Raw genomic sequence first — 12,247 nt, 5'->3', positions numbered from 1 at the left:
GCGCGCGCCATGGAAGGCGTCGAGACCCTTCTTGAATTCCTGAAGCATGTAGCCGCCCGGCATGCGCGTGAGCACATGTTTTGCCTAGCGGCCGAAGTCCCGTTATCGTTCGCGGCCCGCAAGGGTCCGCTTGAAGGCAACGCCCGGCGAAACGGTTTGGCAAGCGGTTCGAACCGTCTTGCCGAACGATCCTTTCGTCGAGCGGTGCATCTGGGTAACGATCATAACGAAAAAAGTCAACATGGCTGACATAAATGTCTCTTCGCCGGTCCGCGCCGGCGCCGTCGAATCCCCCGCTTCCGCGCGAGCGCCAACCGCGCCGGGAGACGAAACCATGCTCGACCTGATCGAGCTGTTCTTCTTTGCCTACAGGAACTTCGTCAGTGACCCCGACGAGATCCTGCAGGGCATCGGCTTCGGCCGCGCCCATCATCGCGTGCTGCACTTCGTGAATCGCCACCCTGGCATGCGCGTAACGGACCTCCTCGAAATCCTGCGCATCACCAAGCAGAGCCTGGGCCGCGTGCTGCGCGAGCTGGTGGATCAGGGCTTCATCGACAGCCGCGCCGGCAAGTCCGACCGCCGCCAGCGCCTGCTCCACCTCACGCCCAAGGGTGAGGCTCTGGCCCGGCAGTTCGTCGCCATCCAGTCCCGGCGCATCGCGCGCGCGCTCGCCGAATGCGGCCCGGAATCGCGCGAGCAGTCCCGCCGCTTTCTTGTCGCCATGATCGACCCCGAGGATCGCGGCTCGGTGGAGAAGCTCATCGCCCGCGCCGACCAGCTCGCCGCCGACCCCGCCCGCGGGCGCAAAACCTGACGCGCACAAAGCCTGAAGCGCCCGAGAGCACGCACCTCTGAGAGACCCGTGACATGCCGGATGTCGATGCGAAACCCCGTCCCCGCGCCGCCACCCCGGCGGACGACGCCCCGCATCTGTTGATCGTCGACGACGACCGGCGCATCCGCGACCTCATCTCCCGCTTCCTCTCGGAGAACGGATACCGCGTCACCACCGCGGAATCGGCGGCGGATGCGCGCGGCCGGCTCGCGGGCCTCACCTTCGACCTGCTGATCCTCGATGTGATGATGCCCGGCGAGAACGGTTTCGAGCTCGCCCAGTTCGTGCGCCGCGATTCGCACGTGCCGATTCTCATGCTCACCGCCCGCGCGGAGACGCAGGACCGCATCACCGGGCTGGAGATCGGCGCCGACGACTATCTCGCCAAGCCGTTCGAGCCGCGCGAATTGCTGCTGCGCATCGGCAACATCATCAAGCGCTCGGCCGCGCCGCCGACCCAGGCGATCGAGGCGGTGCGCTTCGGGCCGTTCGTGTTCCATCTGGAGCGTGGCGAGCTGACGCGCGAGGACGAGCCGGTGCGCCTCACCGACCGCGAGCGCGACATGCTCCGCGTGCTGAGCGAACGGCCCGGCGACACCGTGCCCCGGCAGGCACTGGTGGCTCCCGGCGTCGCGGCCGGCGACCGCGCGGTCGACGTGCAGGTCAACCGCCTGCGCCGCAAGATCGAGCGCGACCCGGCCAATCCCGCCTATGTGCAGACCGTGCGCGGCGTCGGCTACCGGCTGGTCGTCGCGCCTTGAGCCTGCTCGACGCCCATATGCGCGACGCCGCCCTCGAACGGGTGAGGCGCGCGCGCGCGCGCTGGCACGACGTGAACCTGCGGTTCGGCGGCTGGTTCAACCGCATCATGCCCAAGGGCCTGTTCGCCCGCTCGCTGATCATCATCGTCGCGCCGATGGTGATCCTGCAATCGGTGCTGGTTTTCGTGTTCATGGAGCGGCACTACAACACGGTGACGCGCCGGCTATCGGCCGCCGTCTCGCAGGACATCGCCGCGCTGTCCGACCTCGCCACCGCATTTCCCGACGCGGCGGATCAGGAGCGCATCAAGCAGATCGCGCAGTTCACCATGAACCTCACGGTGGACTTCCTGCCCGACCAGCATCTGCCGCCGCCCGGCCCCAAGCCGTTCTTCTCGATCCTCGATTCCAACTTCACCGGCGAGCTGGGAAAGCGGCTTCAGCGGCCGTTCTGGACCGACACGGTGGGCAATTCCAACCTGCTCGAAGTGCGGGTCCAGCTCGACGGCAAGGTCATGCGCGTCTTCGTCCGGCGCACCCAGGCCTATCTGTCGAACTCGCACATCTTCCTGGTGTGGATGGTCGGCACCTCGCTGGTGCTGCTGGCGGTCGCCATCCTGTTCCTGCGCAACCAGATCAAGCCGATCGAGGCGCTGGCCGAGGCGGCGGCGGCCTTCGGCAAGGGGCGCGACGTCACCGGCTTCCGCCCGCGCGGCGCGCGCGAGGTGCGCGGAGCGGCGCTGGCCTTCCTGGAGATGAAGCGGCGCATCGAGCGGCAGATCGAGCAGCGCACCACCATGCTGGCCGGCGTCTCCCACGACATGCGCACCATCCTCACCCGCTTCAAGCTGGAGCTGGCGCTGATCGGCGACAGCGTGGAAACCGAGGCGCTACGCGGCGATGTCGATGAACTCCAGAGCATGCTGGAGGCCTATCTCGCCTTCGCGCGCGACGATTCGGCGGGCGAGCTGCCGGCCCTGACCGACGTGTCGCGCATCCTCGACGATGCCCGCCGCAACGGCGAGCGCCACGGCGTCGAGATCGAGGCGCGGTTCACCGGCGAGCCGATGGTGATGCTGCGCGCCGACGCGTTCCGGCGCTGTATCGGCAATCTGGTCGCCAATGGCTGGCGCCATGGCCGCAAGCTGGCGATCAACGGCAATTCCGATGCGCGCTGGCTCACCGTGACCGTGGACGATGACGGCCCCGGTATTCCGCCGGACCGCCGCGAGGAGGTGTTCCGCCCCTTCGTCCGGCTGGACGACGCGCGCAATCAGGATGCCGGCGGCTCCGGGCTCGGGCTCACCATCGCCCGCGACGCCGCGCGCGCCCATGGCGGCGACGTCACGCTCAGTGACAGCCCGCTCGGCGGCCTGCGTGCCACGGTGCGGATACCGGTCTGAGCCTCAGAACAATCTCGCGCCGTTCGGCACCGGCTGGTCGGGCGCGAACAGCACCACCGCGCCGTCCTCATCGGGGAAGCCGAGCGTCAGTACCTCGGAGATCGCCGGGCCGATCTGGCGCGGCGGGAAATTCACCACCGCCGCCACCTGCCGGCCGATCAGGTCCTCGGGCGCGTAATGCACGGTGATCTGCGCCGTCGATTTCTTCACCCCGATATGCGGGCCGAAATCGATGGTCAGCTTCAGCGCCGGCTTGCGCGCCTCCGGGAACGGCTCGGCGAGGATGATCGTGCCGACGCGGATATCGACCTTCACGAAGTCCGCGATGGTGATCTGTTCGATAGGACCGAGACTCACGGGATCATCCTCATACTGAGTACATTCAGGCCGCCGCCGGCGCGGCGGGCGGTTCGGTCGAAGGCGACGGCTCCGGCCGGCGCGCGCCCCGGCGCCCGCAGCGCGCAAGGCGGAACAGCCGGTCCATCAGCCCGAGTGCCCGGCCGCCCTTGTCGAGTTCGCGGTCGAGCGCGGCCATGGTACGCGACAGCGCCGGGTCGTCATCGGCCACGAAAGTCTTCAGCACCCGCGCGAACAGCAGCGCCAGCCCCTGCGCGCGCACCGCGCCCTTGAGGCCGGAGGCGTCGATGCCCGCGCTCGCCAGCATCCATTGCTGCGAGCGCACGCTCAAGCGGTTCAGGCCCATGGCGAGTTGGGGATGGGCGCGGGCGGAGCGCGCGAGCGAGGCGATCGCCGCCTTGTGCGGAGCGAGGACGTCGAGCCGGCGCATCAGCACGTCGAACAGCCGGTCGCGGGCCGGCTGGTCGGCCATGTCGTCGCCGGTCCCCTCCAGCACCAGCGTATCGGTGCGCTTCACGAAGCCGGCGAGAATATCGAAGGTGGAGCCGAACGAGGCGCGCAGCTCGGCCAGCGAGACGCCGGCCCTGTCCGCGACATCGGCGAGCCCGATGCGCTCGAACGGCCGCTCGGCCAGCAGCGTGAGAAAACTGTCGATGATCGGGCCGCGCGGATCGGCGGCCTTGGCGCCGGAGCGGGTCCGGCCGGGGGTAGTCGCCATGAGAACCTCCTGTCCAGAAAATCGTCCTTCTGGAACTTAGGGTCAAAGGGTGGCCGGGAGAAGGCCTGCCCTTCGGGAAGCCTCAGCCGGCGAGTTCGCGCGAGCGCTTCGCGGCGGCGGCCACCGCTTCGGCCAGCAGCGGGGTGAAGCCGCGCGCCTCGTCCATCAGCACCGCCAGCGCCGCCGCCGTTGTGCCGTTCGGCGAGGTGACGTTCTTGCGAAGCTGCGCGGGATCGATGCCGGAACGGATCATCAACTCTCCCGCCCCGGCGACGGTGGCGCGGGCGAGCCGGTCGGCGAGGTCGGCGGGCAGCCCCGCCTTCGCCCCGGCCGCCGCCAGCGCTTCCGCCAGCAGGAACACATAGGCCGGGCCGGAGCCGGAGACCGCGGTGGCGAGGTCGATCATCGCCTCGTCGTCGACCCATTCCACCTCACCGGAAGCGCGCAGCAACCCGTCCGCGATCAGCTTTTGCTCCGCGCTCACCGCCCCGTTCGGCACCGCGACGGTGATGCCGCGCCCAATGGCGGCCGGCGTGTTGGGAATCGAGCGCACCACGGCGGTGCCGGGCGCGAAGCCGGCCTCAAGAAAGCCGAGCGTGCGCCCGGCCATCACCGACACCACCAGCGTGCCGGGCCCGGCCAGCGGGGCGACCTTGGCGATCACGTCAGGCGCCACCTGCGGCTTCACCGCCAGCAGCATCACGGCGGGCGGGCCGCCATTGAGCGGATTGAGCGCGACGCCGCGCGCCTCCAGCAGCGCCGCCACTTCCGGGGGCGGACCGGGATCGATCACCGCCGCCTTTGCCGGCTCCAGCCCGAGATCGAGCCAGCCTTCCAGCATGGCGCCGCCCATCTTGCCGGCGCCGACGAGCAGCACGCGGCCGGGAATATCGGAAAGTGCAGGCATGGTCGAAACTCTCGGCTGTCACCGGCTCACGCGCGAGCCCGCTGCACCATAGCGCCTTTGGCCGCGGGATGCCCGGCGCGAGGCTGGCCATCCACGATTTTGGCAGCAGCGCGAGGACGGGCGCCGCCCGTCACGCCTCGCCGACGGTCTCGAACAGCGTGGCGTCCATGGCCTCGCGGGCAGACTTGCCGGCCCAGACCACGAACTGGAATGCCGGAAAATAGCGCTCGACCGCCTCGATGGCGCATTCCATCAGCACCTCGCACTGGCGGTCGGTCGCTTCCGCGCCGGCCAGCAGAAGCGCATGGCGGAACATGATCACGCCCTCCTTCGACCACAGGTCGAAATGGCCGATCCACATCTGCTCGTTGATCAGCGAGAGCAGGCGCAGCACCTCGGTCTTGCGTTTCTCCGGCACCTTCAGGTCGAAGGCGCAGGCGACATGCAGCGCCTCCACCTCGTCCATCCACTGGAACGAGACATGGCAGTCGGTCCAGCGGCCTTCGAGGGAGATGGTGATCTCGTCCTCGGCGGAGCGCTCGAAGGCCCACTCATTGAGTGCAGCCATGCGTTCGATCAGATCGAGCGGGTTCAGGCGGGTATCGGCTTCGAAATCGGTATAGGTCATGCACGACCTCGCGAGGGTAGGCGCTGCAAGGACAGGAACGCACGCGACGCGCAGCCAGTAGCGGCGATGCCTGCAAATTTCGTTCGAATCGCCGTATCCGACTTTATCGCGCGCAACTCGCTCCCCGCTATGACCGACTGTCAGGAACCATCAACAATCGGTCCATGGCGACAAGATGTCCGGGATTCGGTGCCCCCTCGCAAGCGCGCAGGGGTCCCGTCCACAGGACCCGGCCGGAAGACTGGCCTTCAGCCCAGCGAATCCGGCGGGCTGAGTTTGGCTTCCAGCGCCGCGATGCGGGCTTCCAACCGCTCATTCTCCTCGCGCGCGGCGGCGGCGAGTTCCTTCACGGTCTCGAATTCCTCTCGGGTCACCACGTCGAGTTCGCGCAGGATGCGCTCGGCCTGCGCGCGCATCACGGTCTCGGCCTCGCGGCGCACGCCGGTGGCGACGCCGGCGGCGTCGTTCATGAGCTTGGCGAAATCATCGAAAATGCGGCTGGTGGTCTGGGTCATGCTCATTACTCCCGGTCTGGGCACCGAAGATCGGTCCACTCGCGCAGCCGTTTCTCTGAAGAGACAATGGGGCGCGCGGCTCCGCTTCGCAAGTGCAGCGCACAACTGCGCGCCGGTTAAGGCCTTGATCCCGTCACGCGACGCAGGCAAACCCGGCAGCATGCCGCGATACCCGTCCCGCCTGCCGGCGACGGGCCTGCCCCGGAAAGCGACGGACCCATGCTGCCCTTGCTTGCACTCCCCTTCCCCGCCATTGATCCGGTGCTGATCGAGCTCGGCCCCTTCGCGATACGCTGGTATGCGCTGGCCTATGTCGCGGGGCTGCTGATCGGCTGGTGGCTCGCCAAGAAGCTGTGCGCCAGTCCGGCGCTCTGGGGTGGCAAGGCGCCGATCGCGCCGGAAGAGTTCGACGATGCCATCGTCTGGGTCGCGCTCGGCGTCATCCTCGGCGGGCGCATCGGCTATGTGCTGTTCTACAACCTCGCCTATTACATCGAAAACCCGTTGCAGGCGCTCACCGTCTGGCATGGCGGCATGTCGTTCCATGGCGGCTTTCTCGGCTCGATCCTCGCCATGGCGCTGTTCTGCCGCCGGCGCGGCCTGCCGCTGCTCTCCATGCTGGACATCGCCGCTGCGGTGGTGCCGATCGGCCTGTTCCTCGGGCGCCTCGCCAATTTCATCAATGGCGAATTGTGGGGCCGGGTGACCGATGTGCCCTGGGCCTTCGTGTTCCCCCATGGCGGCCCGCTGCCGCGCCACCCGAGCCAGCTCTACGAGGCGGGGCTGGAGGGGCTGCTGATCTTCACCGTGCTGATGCTGGTGATCCGGCGCGGCGGCCTCGCGCGTCCTGGCCTTGTCGCCGGCCTGTTCGTGCTAATGTACGGCTTTGCCCGGATCATCGTGGAATTCGTGCGCGAGCCCGATCCGCAGCTCGGCTATCTCGCGGGCGGCTTCGTCACCATGGGCATGGTGCTTTCGCTGCCCATGCTCGCGGTCGGCCTCACGCTGATCCTGCGCGCGCGCCACCGGCCGGCGCTGGGCGGCGCGGCGTCATGAGCACGGGGCTCGCCGCCCTCATCGCCCGGCGCATCGCGGCAGACGGGCCGATGAATGTGGCCGAGTACATGGCCGAGTGCCTGTTCCACCCGCAGCACGGCTATTACACCACCCATGAGCCCTTCGGCGCGGCCGGTGATTTCGTCACCGCGCCGGAAATCAGCCAGATGTTCGGCGAGTTGCTGGGGCTTTGGGCGGCCGATTGCTGGATGCGCATGGGCTCGCCGCCCCGCTTCATCCTCGCCGAACTTGGCCCCGGACGCGGCACCATGATGGCGGACGTGCTGCGCGCCACCCGCATCGTGCCCGGCTTTCACGCCGCCGCGCAGGTCGTGCTGGTGGAAGCCTCCCCGCGCCTGCGCGCGAAGCAGGCCGCGACGCTGTCCGCCTACCCCGTCGACTGGCGCGGACGGTTCGAGGACATCCCGGACGGGCCGCTGATCCTGCTCGCCAACGAGTTCTTCGACGCGCTGCCGATCCGCCAGTTCGTCCGCACCGCCACCGGCATCGCCGAGCGCATGGTGGGGCTGGGCGAGGACGGTGCCCTCGCTTTCGGCCTGCGCCCCGATGCGCGTCCCGACCCGGCCGACGCCGCGCGGCTGATGGCAGCGCGGGAGGGCGCGCTGCTAGAAGTCTGCCCCTCGGGCACCGCCATCGCCGGCGACATCGCCGCCCGCGTCTCGCGCGAAGGCGGGACGGCGCTGTTCATCGATTACGGCCATGCTGGCGGCTTCGGCGACACGCTGCAGGCGTTGAAATCCCACGCCTATGACGATGTGCTCGCCCATCCCGGCGACGCCGACCTCACCGCCCATGTCGATTTCGCCGCGCTGGCGCAGGCGGGTATGGCGGCCGGGGCGCTCGCCCTCGGCCCGATCCCGCAGGGCGCGTTTCTCGCCCGGCTCGGCATCGCCGCGCGGGCGGAGCGGCTGAAGGCGAAAGCCGCGCCCGACGCCGCCGCCGCCATCGATGCTGCCACCCGCCGGCTCGCCGGGACCGGGAAAGACGAGATGGGGGCCCTCTTCAAGGCGCTCGCGCTGGTGCATCCTGCCCTTGGCGGCGCGGCGGGATTCGCGCCGCAGGATGTCTTCCCGACAGGCAAGAAGGTGGAACCATGAAGGTCGAATCCCCGGCGCTCGCCGCGCTCCCCGGAATCCGCCACGCCTTCTTCACCCGCGAGGGCGGCGTCTCGCAGGGCATCTATGCCGGGCTGAATGGCGGCACCGGCTCCAACGACGCCCCCGAAAATGTCGCCGAGAACCGTGCGCGCATGGCCCGCGCGCTCGGCGTGCCGGACGGCCATCTGCTCACCTGCTGGCAAATCCATTCGCCGGATTGTCTGATCGCCTCCGCCCCCTGGGACGAGCGGCCCAAGGCCGATGCGGTGGCGACCAACACGCCCGGCATCGCGGTCGGCGTCGCCATCGCCGATTGCGGGCCCGTCCTGTTCGCCGATGGCGAGGCCCGCGTGGTCGCCGCCGCCCATTCCGGCTGGAAGGGCGCAGTGGGCGGCGTGCTGGATTCCACCATCGCGCGCATGGAAGAGCTGGGGGCGAAGCGCGAGCGCATCGTCGCCGCCATCGGCCCGCTGATCCGCCAGCAGAGCTATGAGGTCGGGCCGGAATTCGTCAGCACGCTGACGGCGCTCGACCACGCCAATATCCGCTTCTTCGCCCCCTCCGAGCGCGACCACCACGCCATGTTCGACCTGCCCGGCTATATCCGGGCGCGACTGGAGACGATCGGCGTGGGTCAGATCGACGATCTGTGCCTCGACACCTATTCCGATGAGGCGCGCTTCTTCAGCTACCGCCGCACCACCCATCGCGGCGAGCCCGATTACGGCCGGCTGATCGCCGCCATCACCCTCGCCTGAGGAGCCGCGCCGATGACCCTGCATTTCACCGGCCCTGAATTCGCGCGCCGCCGCGTGCGCCTGCTTCAGGAGATGGCCGAGCGCCGTCTCGACGGGCTGCTGATGTTCCAGCAGGAATCGATGTACTGGCTCACTGGGTACGACACGTTCGGCTTCTGCTTCTTCCAGGCGCTCTACCTTTCCGCCGACGGCCGGCTGGCGCTGCTCACCCGCTCGGCGGACCTGCGGCAGGCGCAGCACACCTCGCTGATCGAAGACATCCGCGTCTGGACCGACCGCGCCGACGCCACCCCGCAGCAGCAATTGCGCGACATGGTGGCCGATCTCGGCGGCGCGGGCACGCGGATCGGCGTCGAATATGAGAGCTACGGCCTGACCGCCGCCAATGGAAAGAAGCTCGACGCCGCCTTTAACGGCTTCGCCACGCTGGAGGACGCCTCGCGCCTCGTCGACCGGCTGCGCGCGGTGAAGTCGGCGGCGGAAATCCTCTATGTGAAGCAGGCGGCGAAACTCGCCCTGGCGGCGCGCGACGTCGCCATCGACATGATCGGCGAGGGCGTCGACGAGGGCGACATCCTCGCCGGCATGCAGGGCGCGATCTTCAAGGGCGGCGGCGACTATCCCGCCAACGAGTTCATCATCGGCTCCGGCCCGGACGCGCTGCTGTGCCGCTACAAATCCGGCCGCCGCCGGCTGGAGGGCGAGGACCAGATCACGCTGGAATGGGCCGGCGCCTATCGCCACTACCACGCGGCGATGATGGAGACCGTGATCGTCGGCCCGCCGCGCGACCGGCATCTCGAACTGTTCGCCGCCGCCAGGCAGGCGCTGGAAGCCTGCGCCAACGCCATCGTGCCGGGCAGGACCGCCGGCGACGTGTTCACCGCCCACGCCCACGTCATGGACGGCCACGGTCTGGCCGGGCATCGCCTCGCCGCCTGCGGCTATTCGCTGGGCGCCAAGTTCACCCCGTCCTGGATGGACCCGCCGATGTTCTATGCCGGCAATGACTGGGTGCTGGAGCCGGGCATGGTGATGTTCGCCCACATGATCCTGATGGACAGCGAGACCTCGACCGCCATGTGCCTCGGGCGGACCTACCTCGTCACCGTTAACGGTAACGAGTGTGCGACCGATGCGCCTCTGGACCTGCTGGTCAAATAGCATTAACGGTTTCTTAAGGATTGCGGCGGCCGCGAGGCATCCCGTTGCGGGATGGGCGGGTGCCGGGCTCTCGAGAGAAACCGCGCCCCATGACCGATCGCCTTCGCCAGCGCCCCGCCCGACTGCTTCCGGTAGCGGCGGTTCTTTTCGGTTCGCTCGCGCTCGCGGCCTGCCAGACCGGCGGCGGCAATTCGCCGACCGCCAGCGCCGCCCTCTCCTCCGGCGCGCCCCGCGCCATTGCCTTCGAATCGATCGACGGTCCGCCTGAGCCGGTTTTCAACAAGCTGGTCGCCAATCTCTCCACCGCCGCCGATGCCCGCCAGATCCGTGTCGTCTCGCGCAATGGCGAGGCCGCCTATCGGGTGCGCGGCTATCTCGCCGCCTCGGTCGAGGGCGACAAGGGCTCGGTGGACTGGGTGTGGGACGTGTTCGACAAGGACCGCGAGCGCGTGCTGCGCGTGGCCGGCGTCGAGGCGGTCGGCAAGGGCAAGGATGTGTGGAACCAGGTCGACGACGCCACGCTCCAGCGCATCGCCACGCAGAGCCTCGACGAGATCGGCTCGCGCCTCGCCGGCAATCCTTCCGCTCCAGTCCGCAGCGCGCCGGCGGCCGCGCCCGCCACCGAGGAAGCGCCCGACATCCGCGCAGATGACGGCCCGCAGGTCGCCTCGACCGCGCCGGCCCCGGCCGATGCCGATCCCGACGAGACACTGCCCGCCGCCGCCGAGCCGACCGTCGGCGCCACGGCCCTCACCTTCGCCGCGCATCCGTGATCGGGGACGGCCGCGCCCGCTGCGCGCCAGCCCTGCGGAACATCGCGTCCGCAAGCGCTTTACAGCGCGCCTTCGCCCGCCTATCAGGGCTCCGCGACGGTCTTGCGACGGCCGCATTGTGAGATAGTACGGCTGGGAGCGTGCCGGATGTCGAGTGATAACGGGTCGATCAAAATCGTCGCCGGCAACAGCAACCGGCCGCTGGCCGAGGCCATCGGTACGTACCTTAATACGCCGCTGAGCAAGGCCGTGGTGCGGCGCTTCGCCGACATGGAAATCTTCGTCGAGATCCAGGAAAACGTGCGCGGCAAGGATGTGTTCATCCTGCAGTCCACCTCCTTCCCGACCAATGACCACCTGATGGAGCTGCTCATCATCACCGATGCGTTGCGCCGCTCCTCCGCCCGCCGCATCACCGCCGTGCTGCCCTATTTCGGCTATGCCCGGCAGGACCGCCGTTCCTCCGGCCGCACGCCGATCTCCGCCAAGCTGGTCGCCAACCTGATCACCCATGCCGGCGCCGACCGCGTGCTGACCGTCGACCTGCATGCCGGCCAGATCCAGGGCTTCTTCGACATCCCGACCGACAACCTGTTCGCCGCGCCGGTGATGGTGCAGGACGTCAAGGCGCGGTTCGACCTCTCCAACATCACCGTGGTCTCGCCCGATGTCGGCGGCGTGGTGCGCGCCCGCGCGCTGGCCAAGCGCATCGACGCCCAGCTTGCCATCGTCGACAAGCGCCGCGAGCGCCCCGGCGAGAGCGAGGTGATGAACGTGATCGGCGATGTCGAGGGGCGCCGCTGCATCCTGGTCGACGACATCATCGATTCCGGTGGCACGCTGGTGAACGCGGCCGACGCCCTGCTGGCGCGCGGCGCGACCGAGGTCCACGCCTACATCACCCATGGCGTGCTTTCCGGCGGCGCCGTGGCGCGCGTCACCGCCTCCAACCTCAAGGAACTGGTGATCACCGACACCATCCAGCCGACCGAGGCGGTGCGGGTGGCGCGCAACATCCGCGTCATCTCGATCGCCAGCCTGCTCGCGGAAGCGATCGGGCGCACCGCGCATGAAGAAAGCGTCTCCAGCCTGTTCAACTGAGCCGGCGACGCGCGATCCGTCGGACGAAAAGGGGCGCTGCGGCGCCCCTTGCTGTGTCTTCTCGGCCGCAGCCGCTAAATTCTGCCCGCACTTCCGCCATTCAGCTACCTGCGGGGGCACGGGATCGGGCGAAAATCGCCGGCATTGTGC

At 68.9% G+C, this 12,247-nt stretch carries 15 protein-coding genes; 10 read left to right on the top strand and 5 right to left on the bottom strand.

The features are described 5' to 3' along the window. Positions 1-9 precede the first annotated feature (9 nt). The 4 genes from VRZ77_RS05310 to VRZ77_RS05295 all read left to right on the top strand — a co-directional run bounded on the left by VRZ77_RS05310 (position 10) and on the right by VRZ77_RS05295 (position 3,002). Positions 10-249 carry a hypothetical protein gene (locus VRZ77_RS05310; RefSeq protein WP_414591611.1) on the top strand — a complete coding sequence of 80 codons (240 nt, stop codon included), beginning with the start codon at positions 10-12 and terminating at the stop codon, positions 247-249. An 85-nt stretch (positions 250-334) separates the two neighbouring features. Next, positions 335-817: a MarR family winged helix-turn-helix transcriptional regulator gene (locus tag VRZ77_RS05305; protein ID WP_414591610.1), complete on the top strand. Its 483-nt coding sequence runs from the start codon at positions 335-337 to the stop codon at positions 815-817. Between the two features lie 53 nt (positions 818-870). Then, positions 871-1,599 carry a response regulator gene (locus VRZ77_RS05300; protein WP_414591609.1) on the top strand — a complete coding sequence of 243 codons (729 nt, stop codon included), beginning with the start codon at positions 871-873 and terminating at the stop codon, positions 1,597-1,599. Positions 1,600-1,616: 17 nt separating this feature from the next. Continuing rightward, complete coding sequence (locus VRZ77_RS05295; protein ID WP_414591667.1) at positions 1,617-3,002, top strand: ATP-binding protein; 1,386 nt, start codon at positions 1,617-1,619, stop codon at positions 3,000-3,002. A gap of 3 nt (positions 3,003-3,005) precedes the next feature. Here VRZ77_RS05295 and VRZ77_RS05290 read toward each other — a convergent pair whose 3' ends face one another. The 5 genes from VRZ77_RS05290 to VRZ77_RS05270 all read right to left on the bottom strand — a co-directional run bounded on the left by VRZ77_RS05290 (position 3,006) and on the right by VRZ77_RS05270 (position 6,127). After that, positions 3,006-3,359: a tRNA-binding protein gene (locus VRZ77_RS05290; RefSeq protein WP_414591608.1), complete on the bottom strand. Its 354-nt coding sequence runs from the start codon at positions 3,357-3,359 to the stop codon at positions 3,006-3,008. A gap of 25 nt (positions 3,360-3,384) precedes the next feature. Beyond that, positions 3,385-4,077, bottom strand: a complete 693-nt coding sequence (locus tag VRZ77_RS05285) for a TetR/AcrR family transcriptional regulator (RefSeq protein ID WP_414591607.1) — start codon at positions 4,075-4,077, stop codon at positions 3,385-3,387. Between the two features lie 82 nt (positions 4,078-4,159). Then, positions 4,160-4,984, bottom strand: coding sequence for a pyrroline-5-carboxylate reductase (gene proC, locus VRZ77_RS05280; protein WP_414591606.1), 825 nt, complete (start codon positions 4,982-4,984; stop codon positions 4,160-4,162). A gap of 130 nt (positions 4,985-5,114) precedes the next feature. Then, positions 5,115-5,612: a YbjN domain-containing protein gene (locus VRZ77_RS05275; RefSeq protein WP_241616682.1), complete on the bottom strand. Its 498-nt coding sequence runs from the start codon at positions 5,610-5,612 to the stop codon at positions 5,115-5,117. A 248-nt stretch (positions 5,613-5,860) separates the two neighbouring features. Then, entirely contained in the window at positions 5,861-6,127 is a 267-nt protein-coding gene (locus VRZ77_RS05270) for an accessory factor UbiK family protein (protein WP_414591605.1), read from the bottom strand. A 219-nt stretch (positions 6,128-6,346) separates the two neighbouring features. Between VRZ77_RS05270 and lgt the strand changes: the two genes are divergently transcribed. The 6 genes from lgt (at position 6,347) to VRZ77_RS05240 (ending at position 12,097) form a co-directional block, all read left to right on the top strand. Beyond that, positions 6,347-7,183 (top strand): prolipoprotein diacylglyceryl transferase, encoded by an 837-nt coding sequence (gene lgt, locus VRZ77_RS05265; RefSeq protein WP_414591604.1) that lies wholly within the window; start codon positions 6,347-6,349, stop codon positions 7,181-7,183. Further along, positions 7,180-8,301, top strand: a complete 1,122-nt coding sequence (locus VRZ77_RS05260) for a class I SAM-dependent methyltransferase (RefSeq protein WP_414591603.1) — start codon at positions 7,180-7,182, stop codon at positions 8,299-8,301. The genes lgt and VRZ77_RS05260 overlap by 4 nt, the downstream gene beginning before the upstream one ends. Then, on the top strand, positions 8,298-9,059 hold the full coding sequence (pgeF, locus tag VRZ77_RS05255; protein ID WP_414591602.1) for a peptidoglycan editing factor PgeF: 762 nt from the start codon (positions 8,298-8,300) through the stop codon (positions 9,057-9,059). Before VRZ77_RS05260 ends, pgeF begins: the two co-directional genes overlap by 4 nt. 12 nt (positions 9,060-9,071) lie before the next feature. Next, positions 9,072-10,223 (top strand): M24 family metallopeptidase, encoded by a 1,152-nt coding sequence (locus VRZ77_RS05250; protein ID WP_414591601.1) that lies wholly within the window; start codon positions 9,072-9,074, stop codon positions 10,221-10,223. Between the two features lie 89 nt (positions 10,224-10,312). Further along, a complete protein-coding gene (locus VRZ77_RS05245; RefSeq protein ID WP_414591600.1) occupies positions 10,313-10,996 on the top strand; it encodes a hypothetical protein in 684 nt (227 codons plus the stop codon). 147 nt (positions 10,997-11,143) lie between these two features. Next, a complete protein-coding gene (locus tag VRZ77_RS05240) occupies positions 11,144-12,097 on the top strand; it encodes a ribose-phosphate pyrophosphokinase (RefSeq protein WP_414591599.1) in 954 nt (317 codons plus the stop codon). Positions 12,098-12,247: the final 150 nt, after the last annotated feature.

It is taken from the genome of Ancylobacter sp. G4_0304 (genome assembly GCF_047501495.1).
Taxonomy (GTDB): Bacteria; Pseudomonadota; Alphaproteobacteria; order Rhizobiales; family Xanthobacteraceae; genus Ancylobacter.
Note: the sequence above shows the minus strand (reverse complement) of the source record. Positions and strands in the feature narration are given on the sequence as shown.